This is a genomic window from Streptomyces sp. NPDC004658 (assembly GCF_040609555.1).
Taxonomy (GTDB): domain Bacteria; phylum Actinomycetota; class Actinomycetes; order Streptomycetales; family Streptomycetaceae; genus Streptomyces.
The window spans coordinates 1-22,308 of the sequence record NZ_JBEXKG010000008.1 but is presented as its reverse complement, the minus strand read 5'-3'; the positions used below and the strand labels follow the sequence as shown (position 1 = coordinate 22,308).

Sequence of the window (22,308 nt, the reverse complement as noted above, 5' to 3'; positions counted from 1 at the left end):
CTGCGTCTTTGGAGCGTGAGAGACCGTGGCCGGATCGGCTGACTTCGACCTGTACCGCCCGTCCGAGGAGCACGACATGCTCCGGGACGCCGTCCGCTCCCTGGTCGAGGCGAAGATCGCGCCGTACGCCGCGGCGGTGGACGAGGAGGCCCGCTTCCCGCAGGAGGCCCTCGACGCCCTCGTCGCCAACGACCTGCACGCCGTGCACGTCCCCGAGGAGTACGGCGGCGCCGGCGCCGACGCGCTCGCCACGGTCATCGTGATCGAGGAGGTGGCCCGCGCCTGCGTCTCCTCCTCCCTCATCCCCGCCGTGAACAAGCTCGGCTCCCTGCCGGTGATCCTCTCCGGCGGCGAGGAGCTGAAGAAGAAGTACCTGACGCCGCTCGCCAAGGGCGACGCGATGTTCTCCTACTGCCTCTCCGAGCCGGAGGCCGGCTCCGACGCGGCCGGCATGAAGACCAAGGCGGTCCGCGACGGTGACTTCTGGGTCCTCAACGGCGTGAAGCGCTGGATCACCAACGCGGGCGTCTCCGAGTACTACACGGTCATGGCCGTGACCGACCCCTCGAAGCGCTCCAAGGGCATCTCGGCCTTCGTCGTCGAGAAGTCGGACGAGGGCGTCTCCTTCGGCGCCCCCGAGAAGAAGCTCGGCATCAAGGGCTCCCCGACCCGCGAGGTCTACTTCGACAACGTCCGCATCCCCGCCGACCGCATGATCGGCGAGGAGGGCACCGGCTTCATGACGGCCATGAAGACCCTGGACCACACCCGCATCACCATCGCCGCCCAGGCCCTCGGCGTCGCGCAGGGCGCCTTCGACTACGCCAAGGGCTACGTCCAGGAGCGCAAGCAGTTCGGCAAGCCGATCGCCGACTTCCAGGGCATCCAGTTCATGCTCGCCGACATGTCCATGAAGATCTCGGCGGCCCGCGCCCTCACCTACCAGGCCGCCGCGGCCTCCGAGCGCGGGGACGCCGACCTCACCTACCTGGGCGCCGCCGCCAAGTGCTTCGCCTCGGACGTCGCCATGGAGGTCACCACCGACGCCGTCCAGCTCCTCGGCGGCTACGGCTACACCCGTGACTACCCGGTGGAGCGCATGATGCGCGACGCCAAGATCACGCAGATCTATGAGGGCACGAACCAGGTCCAGCGCATCGTCATGGCCCGCAACCTGCCGTAACCCGACATGCGGGACGCCGCTCCCCGGCGTAGGACGGAAGCACATGGGGCCCGCCCCGGGCCCCACCGGCCTTCCCTGGAGGAGCCATGACCCAGTCCCAGTCCGGAATGATGCCCGCCCTCACTCAGCAGATGCAGGACTGCATCGACGCCTGCATGAACTGCCACAACATGTGCGAAGAGGCCATGAGCTCCTGCATGCAGCAGGGCGGCCAGGCGCAGATGCAGATCATGCGCGCGCTCATGGACTGCTCCGAGACGACCCGGATGTGCGCCGACATGATGATGCGGCGCTCGCCCATGTCCGGCGAGATGTGCGCCGTCTGCGCGCGGGCCTGTGACATGTGCGCCGAGGCGTGTATGTCCATGCCCGACGACCCGATGATGATGCGCTGCGCGGAGGCGTGTCGCCGCTGCGCGGAGACCTGCCGGGCGATGGCGGGCGCCAGCATGTGAGCCCACCCCGGCACACGGCCGAGGGCACCCCGCGGGGTGCCCTCGGACCGGTGCGCGACGACCTCAGTTGCCGGAGACGGTGACCTTCTCGTCGTTGTTCAGCTCGTTCACCAGGGTCTTCACCTTGGCCTTGTCCCAGACGAGGTTGCCGCCCACGGAGCCGGAGATCGGCATGTTCATCGAGGTGCCGTCACCGCCGCTGACGCCCTTCATCGCCCAGAACATCGAGGCCAGGTCCCACAGCGACATGTCCTTGTCGACGATCAGGGAGTCCAGGCCCGCGCCCATGGTCGGGTAGAGCTTGAACGGGTTGAGGACCGTCGACGGGGTGGCCACCTGGTGGGCCAGGGCGGCCAGGAACTTCTGCTGGTTCTTGGTCCGCTGCAGGTCGGAGGCGGCGAACGCGTGCCGGGTGCGGACGAAGGCGAGTGCCTGCTGGCCGTTCAGGGTCTGCTTGCCGGCCTTGAAGTCGGCGCCCGACCACTTGTCCTTGAAGCCCTTGTCGATGGTGATGTCGACGCCGCCCACCGCGTCCACGATGCTGGCGAAGCCCTGGAAGCCGATCTCCACGTAGTGGTCGATGCGCAGTCCGGTGTTGGCCTCGACCGTGCGGACCAGCAGCGTCGGCCCGTCCTCGGCGTAGGTGGCGTTCAGCTTCGTGTGCCGCCCCTGCGCCGGATACGTCTTCCCGGACGTCGAGCCCTGGTACGACGGGACCACCACGTCCGAGTCGCGCGGCAGCGAGATCAGCGTGTCGCCGTTGTCGCCGACGTGCAGGATCATCATCGAGTCCGTGCGCTTGCCCTCGGCACCGCCGGTGTGCAGCTTCTTCTCGTCCTCCTTGGACATGCCCTCCCGGCTGTCCGAGCCGACGATCAGGTAGTTCGTGCCGTCGCCGCCCTCCGGCCGGTCGATGACCTTCGACAGGTCCACCTCGCGGCGCAGCTTGGAGTCGGCCCAGAAGTAGGTCGCTATCGAGGTGACGACCAGTACGGTCGCCAGCGTGATCGCCGTCCACTTGATCCGGCGCCGCCAGTTGGGCGCGGGGCGCGGGGCCCGGGTGGGCGCGCCCGCGGTGCCGCCCGGACCCCGGCCGCCGGAGCCGCCGTAGACCTGGCCGGTGTTGTAACCGCTGTCGTAGTCGCCGTAACCGGCGCCGTCGGCGCCGTCCTCGTACCCCTGGCCGTCGACGTACGACGGCTGCCGCGGCACGCCGGCCCCGTACGGCGGTGCCGCCGGGCCGGGGTCGCCGTACGCCGAGCGCGGTCCGGGCGGTACCGCCGGGCCGCGCTGCACCTGACGCATCACGCGGGCCCCCTCCGGCTGTGCGCCGGCACTGCCGCGTCCGTAGCGCGGGCCGCGGTTGTCGTCGGACCATCCCTCGGGCCAGTCATTCATGCGCCCCAGTGTGCAGGGCGCCGCTATGTGCTCGACAAGGGATGTGGGGAAATCAGGGCCCCGCTGTTGCGAAGCCGACACAAATTCCGCGAATGAGGCTTCGGCATAAGGTAGGGGGCATGACAGACCAGGTCACGGACACGGATCCGGAGATGGAACCAGACATCCCGGGCAAGCCGACGTCCGCCTCGCGCACCACTCTCAGCCACATCATGACCCACAACGACACCAACCTGCTGGGGACCGTGCACGGTGGCGTGATCATGAAGCTCGTCGACGACGCGGCGGGCGCCGTGGCCGGCCGGCACTCCGGCGGTCCCGCCGTCACCGCGTCCATGGACGAGATGGTGTTCCTGGAGCCGGTCCGCGTCGGTGACCTGGTCCATGTGAAGGCGCAGGTGAACTGGACCGGCCGGACCTCGATGGAGATCGGCGTCCGGGTCCTGGCCGAGCGCTGGAACGAGTCGGCCCCGGCCACCCAGGTCGGCTCGGCCTACCTGGTCTTCGCGGCCGTCGACGCCGACGGCAAGCCGCGCCGGGTGCCGCCGGTGATACCGGAGACCGACCGCGACCGCCGCCGCTACCAGGAGGCCCAGATCCGCCGCACCCACCGCCTGGCCCGCCGCCGGGCGATCCGGGAACTGCGGGAGAAGCGGGCGGCGGAGGGCTTCGAGGACTGAGGAGGCGGCCTCAGCACGTCACCTCGTTGCCCCGTACGACGCTCTGCTCCGGCTGCGCCGGGTCGTCGAACCGCACCTTGCGCACGTTCGTGAAGTCCGGGCCGGCCGTCACCTTCAGCAGCGGTCCCTGGCCGGGCACGGCCCGCAGTTCGCTGCCCGGCAGGGCGGCGGCCAGGGAGCGGGCGGAGCGGTCCCAGCGGGGGTCGTAGAGGACGACCGTGCGCGCGACGCGGGCGGGCGCGGTCACCGGGCGGCGGGTGGTGGCGAAGCCGGTCGCCGCGAGCGCCGCGTCGACCCGCTTGGCCAGCCCCACCGTGCCGCTGCCGTTCGCCACCTGGACCCGGATCGTGTCCGGGGCCACCTCCACCGGCACCGGGGTCTGCGCCGGGTCACGGCGCGGCCGCTCCCCGGCGAGCGGCTTGTCGTCGCGCAGCGCCCGGAACAGCTGCTCGGACTTGGCCGGGTCCCACTTCAGGGTCGATCCGATGCCCTTGACCGGGAAGTCCATCCGCCCGATCGGGACGGTGGTGAACTCCGACGAGGACGGCGAGAAGTTCCGCATCGCGCGGCCGAGGTCGAGCAGCTCGTCGGTGCCGAAGCCGGCGTCGGCGCGGACCGAGCCGAGCACCGCCCGGGTCACGTCCCGGAACCGCATCGGGTTCAGCAGCACCCCGGAGGAGGTCGCCTTGTCCAGCAGCGCGGCCAGGAACCGCTGCTGCCGCTTCATCCGGCCCAGGTCGCTGGCCCCGTCGACGTGCCGGGCCCGTACGTACTGGAGGGCCTGCCCGCCCCGGAGGGTGTACGTGCCGGGCGCGAGGTCGAGCCCGGTGTACCGGTCCTTCAGCGGTGTCGGCGTGCACACCTTGACCCCGCCGAGCACGTCCACGGTCTTCATGAAGCTGGTGAAGTCGACCTCCAGATAGTGGTCGATCTTCACATGGGTCATGCTCTCGACCGTGCGGATGGTCAGCTGGGGGCCGCCCTCGGCGTAGGCCGCGTTCAGCCTGACCGGGTGCGGGCCGTGCCGCTGCCCGGTGTTCTGGTCGACGTGCGCGGGCATCTCGGCGTAGGAGTCGCGCGGCAGGCTCACCACGGTGGCCCGCTCCCGGTCCTCCGCGATGTGCACGATCATCATGGTGTCGGTGCAGTGGCAGGGGGCGCCGCCCAGCCGGTAGGCCCGCCGGTCCCGCTCGCTGAGTTTGTCGCGGCCGTCGGTGCCGACCAGCAGGACGTTCATGCCGTGCCCGGCCCGGGGCCGGTTCTTCATGTCCTTGAAGGCGTCGATCCGGGCGATGCCCGCGTCCAGGCTGGCGACCACCGCGTGCCCGATCCCGGCGGAGGCGAGCACCACGACCGACAGCGTGGTGACCGCCCGCATGGCCCAGCGGGGCCGCCGCGGCGGCCGGACGGGCCGCGCGTGCCGCTCGGGCGGGCGCGGCACCCGGCGGGGCGGCCGCGGGCGGCGCTGCGGGCGGGGAGCCCCTCCCGCGCTTCTGGCGGTGGAGGAGGGGGACCGGGGCGGGCTGGGCAAGGAGGACACCTCCGGACGAGGCCGTACGTGGGATCCGTGAGCACAGTAGGCCGATACGATCTCCAGCCCGCGCCGCAGGCCCGGCGGCGCGCATCCGTATCCCCCGTTCGCGGTAACGTGAGGCCCCTATGAACGCCAAGCCCGACGTGCGGCTCCCCGCAGTGTCCGTGATCATGCCCGTCCTCAACGAGGAGCGGCATCTGCGCGGGGCCGTCCAAGCGATCCTCGCGCAGGAGTACGCCGGCGAGATGGAGGTCGTGATCGCCCTCGGTCCGTCCACGGACCGCACGGACGAGATCGCCGCCGAGCTGGTCGCCGAAGACCCGCGCGTGCACACCGTCCCGAACCCGACCGGCCGCACCCCGGCCGCGCTGAACGCGGCGATCAAGGCGTCCCGGCACCCGATCGTGGTCCGCGTCGACGGCCACGGCATGCTCTCGCCGGACTACATCGCGACCGCCGTGCGGCTCCTGGAGGAGACCGGCGCGCAGAACGTCGGCGGCATCATGCACGCCGAGGGGGAGACCGACTGGGAGCGCGCGGTGGCCGCCGCGATGACCTCGAAGATCGGCGTGGGCAACGCGGCGTTCCACACCGGCGGCCAGGCCGGCCCCGCCGAGACGGTCTACCTCGGCGTCTTCCGCCGCGAGGCGCTGGAGCAGCAGGGCGGCTACAACGAGGAGTTCATCCGCGCCCAGGACTGGGAGCTGAACTTCCGCATCCGCGAGGCGGGCGGGCTCATCTGGTTCTCGCCCGAGCTGAGGGTGTCGTACCGGCCGCGGCCGTCGGTGCGGGCGCTGGCCAAGCAGTACAAGGACTACGGCCGCTGGCGGCACGTCGTCGCCCGCTACCACTCCGGCTCGATCAACCTGCGCTACCTGGCGCCGCCGACGGCGGTGTGCGCGATCGCCGCGGGCCTGGTCGTCGGCGCCGCGCTGACCCCGTGGGGCTTCGTGATCCCCGGCGGCTACCTGGCCGCGATCGTCGCCGGCTCCGTCCCGGCCGGCAAGGGGCTGCCGCTGAAGGCCCGGCTGCAGATCCCGGTGGCCCTCGCCACCATGCACATGTCGTGGGGCTGGGGCTTTCTGACCAGCCCGAAGTCCCTGGCGAAGAGGGTCATCGCCTCCCGGCGACCCGCGGTCGTGGACGCCGCCGCCTGACGGACGCGCGAAGGGCCCCTCCCGGAGCGGGAGGGGCCCTTTCACGTGCGCCGGCGCGTCACTACCACTGGTAGGGGCCGTACACGTTCATGCAGTCCCCCTTGTCCGAGGCGTTGACGGCGTCGGTGCCCTCGGGCAGCTCGCCCGCCTGCGGTTCGGACTGCTTGGGATAGCTGCTGCCCGAGCGCCAGTCGGCGCCGACGACGACGGTGACCCCCGACACGTCGGTCGACTTCTTGACCGAACTCATCGGGATGCCCAGCGCCTTGGCCACCGCCTGCGCGTCGCCCTCCAGGTCCGCGCTCGGGTACCGCACGACCGTCTTGTCCTCGGCCAGGCTTCCCGAGGTGTCGGCCTGCGCCCGCGTGTAGCCCTTCTGCACGAGCACCTGGCCGATCGCGGACGCCCGCTGCTGCACCGGGGCCTCGGTGCCGGTCCGGGTGGCGTTCTGCACCAGCACCCCGAGCCGGCTCGGGTCGAGCGAGGGCTTCTTGGCCGGCTCGTCCTTGCCCGGGTCCTTCTTCGGCCCGGACTTCCCGCCGTTCTTGTCGAGCGGCACGTCGTCCTGGAGCATCTGCCAGAGCTGGGCGGCCTTGTCCCTGTCCGGTACGACGTGGTTGTCGGGGTCGTTCGGGTCCGGGATGTTGGGCATCGTCAGGCTGGTGATGCGGTCGGTCGGCACCGACTTCATCTCCATGCCCAGGTCGTACAGCTTCTTGACCGTGCCGATCTCCTCGGAGACCTTCAGGGACTTGGTGGCCGCCTCGGCCAGGTCCATCAGGCGGCCGGTGTCGGTGAACACGTTCTGCTGCTTCAGCGTGCGGACCATCGAGTTCAGGTACATGTGCTGGGCGCGGGCCCGCATCAGGTCGCTGCCCCAGGCGTGCCGGGTGCGCAGCCACTGGAGGGCCTTCTCGCCCTTCACCTTGTGCGATCCCCTCGTCAGCTTCAGGCCGGAGCCACCGCGCTGCCGGGGCGTGGAGTGGTCCCAGACGTTCTGGTTGACGCACACCTCGACACCCCCGATCGCGTCCGCCATCCGCACCACGCCCGCGAAGTCGATCGTCATCCAGTGGTCGATGTAGACCCCGGTGAGGTTCTCCCAGGTGAGCAGGGTGCAGCCGGCCCCACCGCGGGCCAGGCTGACGTTGATGATGTCGTTCGTCGCCGGATAGACATGGTCGGTCTTGGGGTCCGTGCACTTGGGGATGTCCACCCGGGTGTCCCGGGGGATGCTCACCATGGCGGCGCTCTTGCGGTCCGCCGAGAGGTGGATGAGCATCTGCACGTCACCGAGCGGCGGGTCGCCGACGTGGTCCCTGCTGCCGCCGAGCTTCAGGTTCTCCTTGGAGTTCCGGCTGTCGGAGCCGATCAGCAGGATGTTCAGCGGAGTCTGGCCGGCCGCGTTCGGACGGGTCCGGTGCGCCTTGGAGTCGTCGCCGTTGGCCCGCTTGCCCTTCTGGATGTTGCTGTTGAGATGCTGGTAGTAGAGATATCCGGCACCGGCCGTGCCGAGTATCACCACCGCCAGCACGGTCGCCGACCAGCGCAGCACACGCCGTCTGCGTCGCCGCCGGTCGGTCTTCGGACCGCCTGCCCGCCGTCCGCCGCCACGTCCCCCGCCGTGCCGGCGGGAACGCGCCGGCACGGCCGAGTCCTTCGGCGCGAGCGACCTCGTGTCCTCGACCGCCGGAGCCTCCCCGCGCACCTCGCTCTGCGCCAAACTCCCTGCCCTCCCCACCCTCGCGCCACGCAACGGGCCCGTCCCGCGTCCGGTTAGACGCTTGACGGGCCCCTAGGGTTACCTACGAGGCGCACTTCACCTTGTCCGCCGTGGACTTGTCGACGTCCGGGGCCTTCGTCGGCGCCGTGAGGGAGACCCCCGCTCCCTTGAAGTCCTTGCCCAGGGTCAGTGTCATCGCCGGCAGTCCCTGGGAGTTGGTCACGCTCTCGCCCGGTTTCATCGCGGCCCCGGACAGGCCCATGATCGCGGCCAGCCGGCGGGCCTGGGCGGCCTGGTCGGGCGCGTACTCCAGCGTGGTCCTGCTCAGTTGGGCGGGCGCGTTGCCCGCGTTCTCCGACTTGGTCACGCCCTCGTCGTTCTGGAGCCAGTTGAGCACCGCCTGGGCGCTGCCGGCCTGGGCCCCGCCGTTGAGGATGCGCACCCGCACCTCGGAGGCGGGCGCCTTGGTGCCCTTGAGCCGGGCGGCCTGCGCGTCCTTCGCCGCCTTCTGCTTCTTCTTCACCTCGGTGAAGGAGACGTCGTTCTTGATGGCGTCGAAGACCGCCGGTGCCTTCGACTCGTTGAGGACGACCGTGGCATGGACCTTCTCCGCCGGGTTGTCCACGACCGGCACCGTGGTGAAGGTCAGGTTCTTCGGGTCGAGCTTGCCCAGCTCCAGACCGAGGTCCTTCAGCTTGCCGATGCTCTTGAGCTTGTCGTCGACGGTGAGCGCCTTGGTGCCCGCCTCCGCCAGCTTCACCATCTTCGTCGGGCTGGTGAGCGTGTCGTTCCCCTTCAGCTTGCGCATCAGCGCGCCCAGGAACTGCTGCTGGAGCCCGATCCGGCTGAGGTCGCCGCCGAAGCCGACGGAGTGCCGGGTGCGCACGAACGCCAGCGCCTGCTCGCCGGAGATCTTGTGCGTGCCCTTGGACAGCTTCAGATGCGATTTGGGGTCGTCGATGTCCTTGGCCAGGCAGACGTCGACACCGTCGACCGCCTCGGTCAGCGTCTTGACCGCGTTGAAGTCGGCGACCATGAAGTCGTCCGGCTTGATCCCGGTCAGCTCCGTCACCGTGCGCATGGTGCAGCTGGGCGTGCGGTCGTCCTGGCCGAGGCTCTCGTTGAAGCGGACGCCCTGCGAGCCCGGGATGACCTTCTGGGTGCCGTCCTCCTGCTCGGTCGGGCAGTCCGGGACGTCCACGATCAGGTCGCGCGGGATGCTCAGCGCGGTGGCGTTGGACCGGTCCTTGGAGACGTGCAGCAGGATCGTCGTGTCGGCGTGCCCGACGCTGCCCGAGTCGCCGTAGCCCTCGTTGCCCTTGCCGGTGCGCTTGTCCGTGCCGATGAGCAGGATGTTGATCGCCTCGTCCTTGCGGAAGCCGCCGGTGCTGGCGCCGTCGTCGGACACGGAGGTGATGTTGTCGTTCAGGTGCTTGATGTAGAGGTAGCCGGCGGCGGACACGGCGACCAGCACGAACGCCATGGACCCGCCGGTCCACAGCAGCACCTTCTTCGCCGTCGACTTCTTCTTCACCGGCCGCCGGGACGCGCGCCTGCCCTGCGGTGCCTCCGGCTCACCGCCCCGGCGCCGGGCCGAGCGCGGCGCGGGCACATCGGTGCCGCGCGCCCGGGGCGTCTGCGGGGTCTGACCCGCCGCCTGCCGCCCCCGGCCGGGCACCGCGTCACCGCTGTCCCGGGGGGACGGTCTGCGCGGTCCCGGAACCGGCGACTGCGCAGCGGAAGGGCTCAGTCGCAGTTCGTATTCGCCAGTGTTCGGATTGAGTACCCACTGGTCTGCGGGGTCGATGTTGTCCGCCCGCCCACGGCCTTGCGCGTCCACGGTTGTCCGAATCCTCCGTCGGGGCCACGCGGCGCCTTCCCCCTCCAAGGCGCTCGGGTCTCGGTGAAACAGTGCACGGCCCCGACAAAGCCCGTCGGACCTCGCGGCCAGGTGCACCGGATCGCTCACACTATCCGCCCAGTTCAGCGTCGGGCGACGCTGGTGACAAATTCGACATGCCTACAACCGGGCAATCCCCCTCATTTTCTGAACGGATTTTCCGAACGACAGCTCACCACCCCGGTGCGCGGCTCACTCACAGGTCTGTTCGGCGGCGGTCCTCCCGCGGAACGTCGGGGCGGGCGAGGGGTCGTCCGCCGCGCCCGAACCCGTGTCCCCGCCGGGGACTTCCTGTGCGCCCTCCTGGGTCACCACCACCGGCTGGTCGGCCCGCAGCCGGGCGAACAGCCTCTCGGCCTCCGGCTCCACCAGCTGGTCACGGTTGGCGTCGTAGACGTACGACTCCCTCGGCACCGTCAGGAACTGCACGCGTTCGGTGGGGATGTCGCGCACCCCGCGCACCAACTGGTACAAACCGCGCAGACTTGCCAGTTCCGGATCGGTGGTCAGCGAGGAGGTCGCCGCGTCCAGCACCGGGTACAGCTTCACCGGGTTCAGCAGGACGTCATCGCTGCGCACCTTGTTGACGAGCGCGCCGAGGAACCGCTGCTGCCGCTCCATCCGTTCGGTGTCGCTGCCGTTCCCGAGCGACTTGCGGGCACGCACGAACCCGAGGGCCTGCTCCCCGTCGAGCGTGACCTTCCCCGCGGGCAGCTTCAGCTTCGCCGCCTTGTCGTCCACGGGTTCCCTCAGGCACACCTGCACGCCGTCGACGGCGTCCACCATCTCCTTGAACCCGCTGAAGTCCAGGACCACGTGGTGGTCGATCCGGATACCGGTCAGCTTCTCGACCGTCCGGATGGTGCAGGCCGAACCGCCCACCTGGAAGGCGTGGTTGAACATCGCGAACACCGGATCGCTGCGCCTGCCGTCCTTCTGCCCGCAGCTCGGGATGTCCACCATCAGGTCCCGGGGCAGGGAGACGGCGGTGGCGCTGTGCCGGTCGGCGGCCAGGTGCAGCAGGATCGTGGTGTCCGACCGCTCGGTGCCGACGTCCTTCCCGTACTTGCCGTTGCCGTCCCCGGCGCGCGTGTCCGACCCGATCACGAGGATGTTCTGGGCGTCCCGCACCAGCGCGGTGGGCCGCTCCCGCTCATAGCGCGCCAGCTCGGCGGCGGCGGCCTCGTCGGCGGTGATGTTGGCGCTGAGCCTGGCGTAGACGGCCCACCCGGCACCGGTCGCCACCACGAGCAGTACGGCCGCTCCCAGCGCGGAGTTCCGCCCCCACCGCCGCCGCCGGCGCCGTATCAGCCCGTCCCCGGTCGCGGAGGCCCCCGCCCCGGGACCGACGGGCTCGCCTGCGGTGTCGGTCACGGTAGGGCCATCCCCTCATGGCGTACGAGCGTCGCGTCCTGCACTTACGACGATGGCGGGGGAGGGGAGGGGGAGGCGCCCTTTGCTACTCCGTCCGGGTGAGGGCGGCCGCTGCGACCGGGCCCTAGCGTCGCACCGCGGTCACCCGCTCGCTCTCCACCCGCTTGGCGAGCGCCTCCTCGTCCAGCCGCTCCAGGTTCCGGCACAGCACCACGGACCCCCCGACCGCCAACGGCGAGAACAGCCCCGCGCTCAGCCCCTCCCAGGTGTCGTACGGCAGCCCCGACAGCAACCGCGACGCAGGACCCGTGAGTCCCAGCGCCCCCGCTTCGGAAGCGGCCCGCTCGACGACCTCGGCCCCGCTGAACTCGCGCCCGGCCACGATGAGCGCAGGCTCCTCCGGGCCGACCGGAGCGAACGGGACGAACCGGTCGCCCTGCCCCGGGACTTCCACGGCGTAGTCGATGAACCCGGCCGGGGTCTGCGGGAAGCGTCCGCCCAACGGCCGCAGCGCCAGCGCCACTCGCTCACCGGGGCAGGCGCGCGCCGCGTCGAGGGTGTCCGGCCCGCTCACGACGACGTCGGCCACCGCCGGATCCCCGAAGACGTCCGCGACCGCGCCCACCGACGAACAGGCCAGCAGCCACACCGCCGTCTGCCAGTGCGCGGGCAGCAGCAGCGCGACCCGGTCACCGGGCCCGGCGGCGAGGTCGCCCTGGAGGAGGTTGGCGGTCTTGGCCACCCAATTGGCGAAGGTGGCCACGGACAGTTCGACGCGTTCGCCCGTGGCGTCGTCGTAGAAGGTCACCAGCGGGCGGCCGGGGTCCGCGGCGAGCGCGGAAGTCAGCAGGTCGGCAGGGGTGCGATCGGTGGCGTTCACCCGGGACAGGGTACGCGCGGGCGAGTCCGTCCGGCGGCCGAAGGGGCCACCGATTCGGCGGAACGCTTCCCGACAGGCCGTCAGTTCATGATGGACATATATGTATGTGTATGTCATAGATCGGGTCCATGCGTGGATCCCTCACCTCCTGTCCTGGCGTCTCCCCGCTCGCCGCCTGTTCGCTCGGCCTCACCGTCGCCACGGCCCTCGCGCTCTCTCCCGCCCCGCCCGCGACCGCCGCGCCCGTCCCCCTCCGGGCCGCGGCCCCGGTCCCGGACGCCGTCCCGGGCAGCACGCGGTCGCTGCCACTCGTACCGCTGTCCCGGGAGCGGACCCTCGGCGGCGCCCCGGAACAGGGGCTGCACCGCGTCGGCCTCGGCCGGTTCTCGCTGGTCGGCGTCGTCTGGGACGACCCGGGCACCGAGTTGCGGGGACGGGTGCGGGTGCGCACCCGGTCCGCCGCGACGGGGCAGTGGTCCGGCTGGCAGGACGTCGAGACGCACCACGCCGACCACGGCGCCGACCCGGACACGGCGGAGGGCTCGTCCCGGCGGGTGCGCGGGGCGACGGCGCCGCTGTGGGTGGGGGACTCCGACGGTGTGGACGTGCGGGTGCGGGCGGAGGGCGCGGCCGGCGGGGACGGCACCGGGCTCCCTTCCGGGAGGCGGGCGGGAAGGCCCGGGGTGCCGATGCCGCGGGGGCTGCGGCTGGAACTGGTGGATCCCGGGAGCGGGAAGGCCGCGGGAGAGGGCGGCGGGACCGGTGAGGGGCTGCCCGGGAACCCGACCGGCGACGACCCGCCCCGCACCGCCCTCGACACGGAGGCGGCACTGGCCGCCTCGGCCGCCAACGCGGACATCACCGGCTTCGGCGCCACCGCGATCCCGGCACTGGACCGGTCGGCCACCGAGCAGGAACTGAACCGCCTTCAGGGACCGGTGCGGGGCAAGCCGTACATCGGGCCGCGCCCGCGGATCGTCACCCGCCGGGGCTGGGGCGCGGACGAGTCACTGCGCGAGCGCGGGTTCGTCTACACGAAGAAGATCAAGGCGGCCTTCGTCCACCACACCGCCACGGGCAACGCATACACCTGCGCCCAGGCCCCCTCCGTCATCCGCGGTATCTACCGCTACCACGTGAAGAGCATGGGCTGGCGGGACATCGGCTACAACTTCCTCGTCGACAAGTGCGGGACCCTCTACGAGGGCCGGGCCGGGGGCGTCGCCAAGGCGGTCCTCGGCGCGCACACCCGCGGGTTCAACACCGACAGCATGGGCATCGCCGTGATCGGCACCTACGGCACGGCAAGGCCGCCGAGCGCCGCGGTGACGGCCATCGCCCGGCTCACCGCGTGGAAGCTCGGGCTGTACGGGGTCGATCCGGGCGCGAAGACATATCTCACGTCGGGTGGTGGCAATCTCTACCCCAAGGGGAAGAACGTACGACTGAACGTGATCTCCGGCCATCGGGACGGGTTCGCCACCGAGTGCCCCGGCAAGCAGCTCTACGCCAAGCTCGGCACGGCGCGCTCCAACGCGGCGACTTACCAGGGGCGCTGAGGCCGGGGCGCGCGTACAGCGCCGTCGGGGGACGGGTGGGGGCTCGGGGGGAACGGACGGTCCCGGCCGGGGCCGGGGCGCGGGCGGCCGGGGGAAACCGCACGCCGATCTCGCGGGACACCGCGCGGCCATCGAAGGCGTCGTCGCACGGTCTGCATACACTGACCGGCCGAAACGAGTGTGACGAGTAGTTCGGCCGGTCCCGGCAGGAAGCAGAGACGACAGGTGACAGAAGCGATCCTCCTGGTCGGCGGCAAAGGCACCCGGCTGCGGCCGCTCACGGTGCACACACCCAAGCCGATGGTCCCGGCCGCCGGGGTGCCGTTCCTCACGCACCAGCTGGCGCGGGCGCGGGCGGCGGGCGTCGAGCACATCGTCCTCGCGACCAGCTACCTGGCCGAGGTATTCGAGCCGTACTTCGGCGACGGCTCCGCGCTGGGCCTGCACATCGAGTACGTGACGGAGGAGGAGCCGCTCGGCACGGGCGGAGCCATCCGCAACGTCGCCGCCCGCCTGCACTCCGGGCCCGACGACCCGGTGCTGGTCTTCAACGGGGACATCCTCACGGGGCTGGACATCAAGGCCCTCGTGGACACCCACGAGTCGACGGGCGCGGACGTCTCCCTCCACCTGACGCAGGTGACCGACCCGCGCGCCTACGGCCTCGTGCCCACGGACGGGACCGGCCGCGTCCTGGCCTTCCTGGAGAAGCCGCAGACGCCCGAGGAGATCGTCACCGACCAGATCAACGCGGGGGCGTACGTCTTCCGCCGCTCGGTCATCGACACCATCCCGGCGGGCCGCCCGGTGTCCGTGGAACGCGAGACCTTCCCCGGCCTCCTGGCGGCCGGCGCGCACCTCCAGGGCATGGTCGACTCGACCTACTGGCTCGACCTCGGCACCCCGGCCGCCTTCGTCCGCGGCTCGGCCGACCTGGTGCTGGGCCGGGCCCCGTCCCCGGCGGTCCCCGGCCGCTGCGGCGACCAGCTGGTGCTGCCCACGGCCACGGTGGCGCCCGACGCCAAGCTGACGGGCGGCACGGTGGTGGGCGAGGGCGCGTTCGTGGCGCAGGGCGCGCGGATCTTCGGCTCCACGATCCTGCCGGGCGCCGTCATCGAACCCGGCGCCGTCATCACCGACTCCCTCATCGGCACCCGCGCCCGCGTCGGCGAACGCTCCGTCCTCACCGGGACGGTCATCGGCGACGGCGCGATCGTGGGCGCCGACAACGAACTCCGCGAGGGCGCGCGCGTCTGGTGCGACGCGCGCATCCCGGCGGGGGCGGTGCGCTTCTCCTCCGACCAGTAGCAGGCCACCCGGCGCAGCGGCACCCGGCCGGTGCCGGTGAGCAGACACACCTCCAGTCGGCGGCAGCACGGCTCACCCGGAAGGCCCCGGTGAGCCGCCCGGCCCAGCTCGGCGAGCGGGATTACAGCAACCCGATGTCCACCCGCGGCATCTTCGGCTTCCGCCGTGCCGGTACGTGCCCGCTCAGCAGGATCAGCCGGGCCGCCCGATGCCGCTGCCCGGCATACGGCTCGAGCAGGCGCAGCATCTCCGCGTCGTCGGCCTCCCGGTCCCCCGCGAGCGCCCACCCGACGATCCCGGGCAGATGCAGGTCCCCGACGGTCACCGCGTCCGCGGCCCCATGACTGCGCTGCACCACTTCCGCCGACGTCCACGGTCCGATCCCCGGCACGACCTCCAGCCGCGCCCGCGCCTCGCCCGCCGGCATCGCCACAGCCTGCTCCAGCCGCGCGGCGACCCGGACGGCCCGCAGGATCGTGGAGGCCCGCTTGTCGTCGACCCCGGCCCGGTGCCACTCCCAGGACGGAATCAGCGCCCAGGTCCGCGGCGCCGGCATCACCCACATCGGCCGTTCGCCGACCCCCGCGGGGCCCGGCGCCGGCTCCCCGAACCGCCGGACGAGCAGCCGCCACGCCCGGTACGCCTCGTCGGTGGTGACCTTCTGCTCCAGCACGGACGGGATCAGCGACTCCAGCACCAGCCCGGTCCGGGTCAGTCTCAGCCCGGGCCGCCGGTGCCGCGCCAGCGCGACCACCCGGTGCCGCGGCACGAACGCCTCGGGATCGTCACCGGCACCGAGCAGCTCCGGCAACTGCCCCAGCAGCCACTCGGCGCCCGGTCCCCACGCCTCGCCGAGCACCTCACCGCCGTACGCCCGCACCCGCAGCGTCCCGGGCCCGGCCGGCGTACGGCAGGCCCGCCACACGGACCCGTCGGCGGTGGCCCGGAACGTCGGGTCGGCGGGTCCGCGCCTGAGCGGCCCGAGGGTCAGCCCGAGGTCCAGCGGTCCGTCCGGCACCCACCGCCGTATCCGCGCGGGCGCCGCCGCCTGCCGTGGTATCCCGGCGGCGGCCCCCGCCGGCACGGCGACCTGCCCGCCGCGCACGGTCGTACGCGTGGGCCGCTGGGGGAAACGTCCTGCCACGAAGAGTCCTGTGAGTCCCTGGAGTGCCGGTGCCGGGCCGGTGCCGTCTATGAGACTAGGCGTACGACGCGCCTACGGAGCCGCCCCGGAGCGGACCGGATCCCGCGTCGGACTCACCGCACCTCCACGAACGCCCCCGCGTCCCGCTCCGGCCGCGGCCTCGGCTCCTGAGCCGGGTGACCGACCGCCACCGCGCCCATCGGATCCCAGTCCGCCGGCAGCCGGAGCACCTCGCGCACCACGTCCCGGCAGAACATCGTGGACGACACCCACGCCGAGCCCAGCCGCTCCCCGGCCAGCGCGACCAGCAGGTTCTGCACGCCCGCGCCCATCGCGACGACGAACATCTCCCGCTCGGCGCCGTCCCGCCGGGCGTCGCCGTAGCTGTGCGAGCCGTCCATGACGAGGCACGGCACGACCAGGTACGGCGCGTTGCGCAGCACGTCACCGCGCCGGATCCGCTTGGCGATGGACTCCTCGCTCTTGCCGTCCCGGCGCAGGTCCTCGATCCAGGCGTCCCGCATGGCGTCGAGCAGCCGTACCCGCGACTCCTCCGACTCCAGCAGCACGAACCGCCACGGTGTGGTGTGGTGCGGGGCGGGCGCGGTGACGGCGGCGGCCACCGCGCGCCGGACCGCGCCGGGGTCCACCGGCTCGTCGGTGAAGGCCCGCACGGTGCGGCGCTGGGTCACGGCCTCCCGCACGGCCTCGGAGGTGCCGAGCCGGAACATGTCGTCCCGCGCGGTACGCACCAGGGCCCGGGCGCCCTCGCCGTGCTCCTCGGCCACGGTGTGGGGCAGCCCGCGCACCACGGCCACCGGCAGGCCCGCCGCCTTGCCCTTGACCAGGTCAGCGGCGGCGGCCAGCTCGTCCGCCGTGGCCACGACGGTCGCGGCCAGCGGATTGCCGTACCCGTCCGTGCCCCCGCGCAGGTCGTCCAGCACGCGCACTCCGGCGGCACCGATCGCGACATCGGTGAGCCCGGCGCGCCAGGGCCGCCCGAACGTGTCGCTGACGACGACGCCGACATCGACGCCGAGGGCGGCGCGCAGGCCGGCCCGGATCGCGCGCGCGGACGCGTCCGGGTCCTCGGGCAGCAGGAGCACGGTCCCGGCGGGGGTGTTGGAGGCGTCGACCCCGGCGGCGGCCATGACCAGGCCCTGCCGGTTCTCCACGATGCGCAGCGGGCCGCGCCGGGCCACGACCCGGACCGTCTCCGCGTCGATCGCCGCCTCCCGGTCGGCCGCCCGCACGATGCGGCCCTCCGCCTTGGAGACGATCTTGGAGGTGACGACGAGCACATCCCCGTCGGCCAGTCCCGGCTCGGTCGCGGCGATCAGCTTGGCGAGGTCGTCGCCCGGCTGCACCTCGGGGATGCCGGGCAGGGCCCAGACCCGGTACCCGGGCCGCCCGGCCCCGGTGGACGCTGTGTCGTTCACGCCCCCCGCACCTCCTCGGCCAGCGCCAGCGCCTCCCGTGCCATCTGCGCCGCCGCGTCCACGTCGGTCATCATCAGCGGCACGGCCCGGCAGCGGATGCCGTCCGCCTCGACCCGCTCGACCGCGCCCGCGTCGACGGTGTCGACCAGCCAGCCGTCCAGCAGCCCGGAGCCGTAGTGCTCGGCGACCGCGGCGGCCGTGGACTCCACACCGACGGCGGCCAGCACCTTGTCGGCCATGCCGCGCACGGGCGCGTCCCCGACGATCGGGGACAGGCCGACCACGGGCACGCCCGCCTCGGCGATGGCCTCGCGGATGCCGGGCACGGCGAGGATCGTGCCGATGGACACGACCGGGTTGGACGGCGGGAAGAGGATCACGTCCGCCTCGGCGATGGCCTCCAGCACGCCCGGGGCGGGCTTGGCCTGCTCGGCGCCGACCGGGACGACCGCCTCGGCCGGGACGGAGGCCCGCAGCCGCACCCAGTACTCCTGGAAGTGGATCGCCTTGCGCTCTCCGTCCACGTCGACGGCCACGTGCGTCTCCACGCGGTCGTCGGTCATCGGGATCAGCCGTACGCCCGGCTTCCAGCGGTCGCACAGCGCCTCGGTGACCGCGCTCAGCGGATAGCCGGCGCTCAGCATCTGCGTCCGCACGATGTGCGTGGCGAAGTCCCGGTCGCCGAGCCCGAACCAGTCGGGGCCGACGCCGTAGGCCGCCAGTTCCTCCTTGAGGTGGAAGGTCTCGTCCGTCCGCCCCCAGCCCTGCTCCTCGTTGATGCCGCCGCCCAGCGTGTACATCACCGTGTCCAGGTCCGGGCAGACCTTGAGCCCGAAGAGGTGGATGTCGTCGCCGGTGTTGCCGATGACCGTGACCTCCGCGTCCGGCACGGCCCGCTTCAGACCGCGCAGGAAACGGGCACCGCCGATGCCGCCTGCCAGAACCACAATGCGCATGCGACCAGTGTCGCAGGCGGGTCCGACAACGCGTCAGGCAGTCACCGGACGCGTCTCGCCGCGCGCCTCGCCGTGCGCCTCGCAATGGGGGGAGGTGTGCATGGGCATCTCGGTCAGGCCGGGGTAGTACACGTGCAGGCTGACCGCGGGCTCCAGCGCGTCGTTGACGACCTCGTGGACGTACCCCGGCGCGAACACCCGCTGCGCGCCCGGCGCCAGCGCGCGCGTGCCGCGTTCTGTGCGCTCGGTCAGGGTGCCCTCCAGGACGGTGAGGACACCGGACGAGCGCCCGTGGTCGTGCCGCCCGCTGCCCTGCCCGGGGACCCAGGACAGCAGCCAGACCTCGTAACCGGGGCCGGTGCGCAGCCGGTGGTACCAGCGGGTGGTGGCGTCGTAGCGGACGAGGTGCGCCCACTGGGCGCGGTCGGCCGCGATCGAGCGGGCGAGGCCCGCGAACTCGGCGACGGTGGCCGGGTGCTCGCGCGGCGGCTGGAGCAGGTGCGGGACTTCCAGGATGTCGCCGGCGATCTGGAGGTCGTTGTCGCTGTTCATCGGGGTTCGGTGGTCCTCGGTGAAGAGTGGGGGGCTGGAGCCGGGGAGGGGTGCTGGGTGACGCGTACGGTCCGCCCGGGTCACGGGCGGGCGGGGTGCCCTGGATGAGGGATCACGGAGCGTGGTGACGCGGCCGGGCCGGGATGGGCTCGGGGACAGCCGGAGCGGCTTGGCTCAACAGCTGGAACAGCAACAACAGCTACAGCGCGCGCGGGCGGCACCGAGGGACCCGGCGGTGCGGGTCGAGGTGGGTGCCAAGTTCGCGAGCATGCCCACTAGGACATCGGTTCACACCCGTACTGTCAACTCGACGCCCGGTATGTGGGACATGTTTCACCTCATCCGGTTCATCTGAAAGGTGAAAGGTTTGCTCGGCGAGGGGTCGGGACACATGGGGCACATCCGAGTGCTCGAGCCTCGCGGAACGGGATCGAACACGGAGGCGTCTTTCTCCGTACAGAGATCTGTACGGGGTCGTGGCCGCCCCGTGGGTCCTGCTGCGTGTCAAGGTTTATGGCGATTTGAACACTTTCCGCACGGCCTTGGTTCCGCAGAGTGAATAACGGACCCAATAGCAGATCTCGGCTTGACTCGCCCGGAGCAGCACACTTGTAATTTCACTCGTGTCGTTCAGCCGAAATCGGTAACGGCTACGCACGGGGACGCGAAAGACAGACGAGGGGCGCACATGACCGAGCTGGTGCAGCAACTGCTGGTCGACGACGCGGACGAGGAACTCGGCTGGCAGGAGCGCGCGCTGTGCGCCCAGACCGACCCCGAGTCCTTCTTCCCCGAGAAGGGCGGCTCCACCAGAGAGGCCAAGAAGGTCTGCCTCGCCTGCGAGGTCCGCTCCGAGTGCCTCGAGTACGCCCTCGCCAACGACGAGCGCTTCGGCATCTGGGGCGGCCTGTCCGAGCGGGAACGCCGCCGCCTGAAGAAGGCCGCCGTGTGACCGCACGGCCGGCCGCCGACGTCGCGAACGGCCCGTCGCCAGTGGGTTGTCCACAGGCGGCGGGCCGTCGTCATGGCCAGCCGATAGTGTGGTCGCTCGTCCGAGACGCCCCGCTGTCACCTCGCCGCACTCGATCCGCTCGACGCACGGGGAGGCACAGGCGTCCACCGCAGTCCATCGAACCGGGGCCCGTACCTCGATGTCCGTGCACAGCCATACGGCGGCCCGAAGCGGCACCGCCACAGCAGCGTTCGACCCAGCCCGCCCGCCCGAGTTCCCGCGCCATGTGGTGACCGCGGTCCTCGTCTCCCACGACGGCGCCCGCTGGCTGCCCGACGCGCTCGCCGGGCTGCTCGGCCAGGAGCGCCCCGTCCAGTACGCGGTGGCCGCCGACACCGGCAGCGCGGACGACTCCGCCCGGCTGCTCACCGACGCCCTCGGCGACGCCAACGTGCTGCACCTGGCCCGCCGTACCGGCTTCGGCCAGGCCGTGGAGGAGGCGAGCCGCACCGCGCCCGTCCTCACCCCGGAGGACCTGCCGTACCTCAAGCGCCCCAGCGGCTGGGACCCCGTCACGCGCACCTGGCGCGACGACGCCTACGACCTGCCCGAACTGCCGCACGGCGAGCCCGTCCAGTGGCTGTGGCTGCTGCACGACGACTGCGCACCCGAACCCGACGCCCTCGCCCAGCTGCTGAGGGTCGTCGACAACGAACTCGAACTGGGCCGCGACGACATCGCGGTCGTCGGCCCCAAGCTGCGCGGCTGGTACGACCGCCGCCAGCTGCTGGAGGTCGGCGTCTCCATCGCCAACTCCGGCCGCCGCTGGACCGGACTGGACCGCCGCGAGCAGGACCAGGGGCAGCACGACCACGTCCGCACCGTGCTGTCGGTCTCCACCGCGGGCATGCTCATCCGCCGCGACGTCTTCGAACAGCTCGGCGGCTTCGACCGCAGGCTGCCCCTCATGCGCGACGACGTCGACCTGTGCTGGCGCGCCCACACGGCCGGCCACCGCGTCCTGGTCGCCCCCGACGCCGTCGTCCGGCACGCCGAGGCGGCCTCCCGCGAGCGCCGCACGGTCGACTGCGCGGGCCGCACCACCGCCTCCCCGCACAAGGTCGACAAGGCGGGCGCCGTCTACACGCTGCTCGTCAACACCCGTACGGCCGCGCTGCCCTGGGTGCTGCTGCGGCTCGTCCTCGGCACCGCCCTGCGCACCCTCGCCTACCTCGTCGGCAAGGTCCCCGGCCAGGCCGTCGACGAGATCCGCGGCCTGCTGAGCACCCTGCTGCGGCCCGAGCGGATCGTCGCCGCCCGGCGCCGCCGCGGCCCCTCCCAGATCGACAAGGGCGAGCTGCGCCAGCTGTTCCCGCCGCCCGGCGCCACCATCCGGGCCACCGTCGAGCAGATCGCGGGCAACTTCAGCAGCGGCACCGACAGCGACACCGCCTCGGCCGGCCGGCACGGCGGCGCCGTGGAGTCCGGGCCCGGCGGCGACGACGCCGAGTTCCTGGAGGTCGAGCAGTTCGCCCGGCTCAAGCGGATCGCCCGCAGACCCGGCCCGGTGCTCTTCCTCGCGCTGCTGCTCATCTCCCTCGTCGCCTGCCGCGCCCTGCTCGCCGGCGGCGCGCTCGCCGGCGGCGCCCTGCTGCCCGCCCCGGCCGGCGCCGGCGAGCTGTGGTCCCGCTACCTGGACGCCTGGCACCCGGTCGGCACCGGCGGCGACCCCTCCGCACCCCCGTACCTGGCGATCGTCGCCACCCTCGCCTCGCTCCTGTTCGGCTCCACCGGACTCACCGTCACCGTCCTGCTCGTCTGCTCGGTGCCGCTCGCCGGATTCGCCGCCTACTTCGCCTCCCGGCCCCTGGTCACCTCCCGGCTGCTGCGCGCCTGGGCGGCCATCGGCTACGCCTTCCTGCCCGCCACCACCGGCGCCCTGGCCGGCGGCCGCATCGGCACCGCCGTCCTCGCCGTACTGCTGCCGCTCCTCGCGCGCGCGGGCGTCGCCGCCGGCGGTCGGCGTACTCGAACTCCGGTGACCAGAACAGGGCGTCGAAAGGGCAGACCTCGATGCAGATACCGCAGTACATGCACAGGGAGAAGTCGATCGC

At 72.2% G+C, this 22,308-nt stretch carries 17 protein-coding genes and 2 pseudogenes; 8 read left to right on the top strand and 11 right to left on the bottom strand.

Annotation, left to right across the window (positions count from 1 at the left end; translation table 11 throughout):
- Nucleotides 1–25 precede the first annotated feature (25 nt).
- Nucleotides 26–1,183, top strand: coding sequence for an acyl-CoA dehydrogenase family protein (locus ABZV94_RS05550; RefSeq protein WP_356337474.1), 1,158 nt, complete (start codon nucleotides 26–28; stop codon nucleotides 1,181–1,183).
- Between the two features lie 86 nt (nucleotides 1,184–1,269).
- Entirely contained in the window at nucleotides 1,270–1,638 is a 369-nt protein-coding gene (locus ABZV94_RS05545) for a four-helix bundle copper-binding protein (RefSeq protein ID WP_356337472.1), read from the top strand.
- A gap of 63 nt (nucleotides 1,639–1,701) precedes the next feature.
- On the opposite strand, the gene ABZV94_RS05540 is transcribed toward ABZV94_RS05545, so the two are convergent.
- Nucleotides 1,702–3,036, bottom strand: a complete 1,335-nt coding sequence (locus ABZV94_RS05540) for an LCP family protein (RefSeq protein WP_356337470.1) — start codon at nucleotides 3,034–3,036, stop codon at nucleotides 1,702–1,704.
- Nucleotides 3,037–3,155: 119 nt separating this feature from the next.
- On the opposite strand from ABZV94_RS05540, the gene ABZV94_RS05535 reads away from it, so the two are divergent.
- Complete coding sequence (locus tag ABZV94_RS05535) at nucleotides 3,156–3,716, top strand: acyl-CoA thioesterase (protein ID WP_356337468.1); 561 nt, start codon at nucleotides 3,156–3,158, stop codon at nucleotides 3,714–3,716.
- A gap of 10 nt (nucleotides 3,717–3,726) precedes the next feature.
- Here ABZV94_RS05535 and ABZV94_RS05530 read toward each other — a convergent pair whose 3' ends face one another.
- Entirely contained in the window at nucleotides 3,727–5,094 is a 1,368-nt protein-coding gene (locus ABZV94_RS05530; protein WP_356337465.1) for an LCP family protein, read from the bottom strand.
- 281 nt (nucleotides 5,095–5,375) lie between these two features.
- Here ABZV94_RS05530 and ABZV94_RS05525 point away from each other — a divergent pair, with 281 nt between their 5' ends.
- Nucleotides 5,376–6,407, top strand: coding sequence for a glycosyltransferase family 2 protein (locus ABZV94_RS05525; RefSeq protein WP_356337464.1), 1,032 nt, complete (start codon nucleotides 5,376–5,378; stop codon nucleotides 6,405–6,407).
- 61 nt (nucleotides 6,408–6,468) lie between these two features.
- On the opposite strand, the gene ABZV94_RS05520 is transcribed toward ABZV94_RS05525, so the two are convergent.
- The 4 genes from ABZV94_RS05520 to ABZV94_RS05505 form a co-directional block, all read right to left on the bottom strand.
- Nucleotides 6,469–8,055, bottom strand: a complete 1,587-nt coding sequence (locus ABZV94_RS05520; RefSeq protein ID WP_356337462.1) for an LCP family protein — start codon at nucleotides 8,053–8,055, stop codon at nucleotides 6,469–6,471.
- Nucleotides 8,056–8,212: 157 nt separating this feature from the next.
- Nucleotides 8,213–9,970, bottom strand: a complete 1,758-nt coding sequence (locus ABZV94_RS05515; RefSeq protein ID WP_356337460.1) for an LCP family protein — start codon at nucleotides 9,968–9,970, stop codon at nucleotides 8,213–8,215.
- A gap of 252 nt (nucleotides 9,971–10,222) precedes the next feature.
- Nucleotides 10,223–11,404 (bottom strand): LCP family protein, encoded by a 1,182-nt coding sequence (locus tag ABZV94_RS05510; RefSeq protein WP_356337458.1) that lies wholly within the window; start codon nucleotides 11,402–11,404, stop codon nucleotides 10,223–10,225.
- A 124-nt stretch (nucleotides 11,405–11,528) separates the two neighbouring features.
- The gene (locus ABZV94_RS05505) at nucleotides 11,529–12,284 is read right to left on the bottom strand and encodes a TIGR03089 family protein (RefSeq protein WP_356337456.1); all 756 of its coding nucleotides are present in this window, start codon (nucleotides 12,282–12,284) and stop codon (nucleotides 11,529–11,531) included.
- 128 nt (nucleotides 12,285–12,412) lie between these two features.
- Between ABZV94_RS05505 and ABZV94_RS05500 the strand changes: the two genes are divergently transcribed.
- Together ABZV94_RS05500 and ABZV94_RS05495 are read left to right on the top strand one after the other, a co-directional pair.
- Nucleotides 12,413–13,843 carry a peptidoglycan recognition protein gene (locus tag ABZV94_RS05500; protein WP_356337453.1) on the top strand — a complete coding sequence of 477 codons (1,431 nt, stop codon included), beginning with the start codon at nucleotides 12,413–12,415 and terminating at the stop codon, nucleotides 13,841–13,843.
- A gap of 225 nt (nucleotides 13,844–14,068) precedes the next feature.
- Nucleotides 14,069–15,151 (top strand): NDP-sugar synthase, encoded by a 1,083-nt coding sequence (locus tag ABZV94_RS05495; protein WP_356337451.1) that lies wholly within the window; start codon nucleotides 14,069–14,071, stop codon nucleotides 15,149–15,151.
- Between the two features lie 121 nt (nucleotides 15,152–15,272).
- On the opposite strand, the gene ABZV94_RS05490 is transcribed toward ABZV94_RS05495, so the two are convergent.
- The 4 genes from ABZV94_RS05490 to ABZV94_RS05475 form a co-directional block, all read right to left on the bottom strand.
- Nucleotides 15,273–16,295, bottom strand: a complete 1,023-nt coding sequence (locus ABZV94_RS05490; RefSeq protein ID WP_356337449.1) for a DNA-3-methyladenine glycosylase 2 family protein — start codon at nucleotides 16,293–16,295, stop codon at nucleotides 15,273–15,275.
- Nucleotides 16,296–16,408: 113 nt separating this feature from the next.
- Nucleotides 16,409–17,734: a coenzyme F420-0:L-glutamate ligase gene (locus ABZV94_RS05485; protein WP_356337447.1), complete on the bottom strand. Its 1,326-nt coding sequence runs from the start codon at nucleotides 17,732–17,734 to the stop codon at nucleotides 16,409–16,411.
- Nucleotides 17,731–18,690: a 2-phospho-L-lactate transferase gene (gene cofD, locus ABZV94_RS05480; protein ID WP_356337445.1), complete on the bottom strand. Its 960-nt coding sequence runs from the start codon at nucleotides 18,688–18,690 to the stop codon at nucleotides 17,731–17,733. The genes ABZV94_RS05485 and cofD overlap by 4 nt, the downstream gene beginning before the upstream one ends.
- 33 nt (nucleotides 18,691–18,723) lie before the next feature.
- The gene (locus ABZV94_RS05475; RefSeq protein WP_356337443.1) at nucleotides 18,724–19,242 is read right to left on the bottom strand and encodes a cysteine dioxygenase family protein; all 519 of its coding nucleotides are present in this window, start codon (nucleotides 19,240–19,242) and stop codon (nucleotides 18,724–18,726) included.
- 688 nt (nucleotides 19,243–19,930) lie between these two features.
- Between ABZV94_RS05475 and ABZV94_RS05470 the strand changes: the two genes are divergently transcribed.
- Nucleotides 19,931–20,194 (top strand): WhiB family transcriptional regulator, encoded by a 264-nt coding sequence (locus tag ABZV94_RS05470; RefSeq protein ID WP_003975777.1) that lies wholly within the window; start codon nucleotides 19,931–19,933, stop codon nucleotides 20,192–20,194.
- Between the two features lie 199 nt (nucleotides 20,195–20,393).
- Nucleotides 20,394–22,208, top strand: a pseudogene (locus tag ABZV94_RS05465) (glycosyltransferase); the annotation flags it as partial.
- Between the two features lie 4 nt (nucleotides 22,209–22,212).
- Here the strand turns inward: ABZV94_RS05465 and ABZV94_RS05460 are convergent.
- Nucleotides 22,213–22,308, bottom strand: a pseudogene (locus ABZV94_RS05460) (4Fe-4S binding protein); the annotation flags it as partial.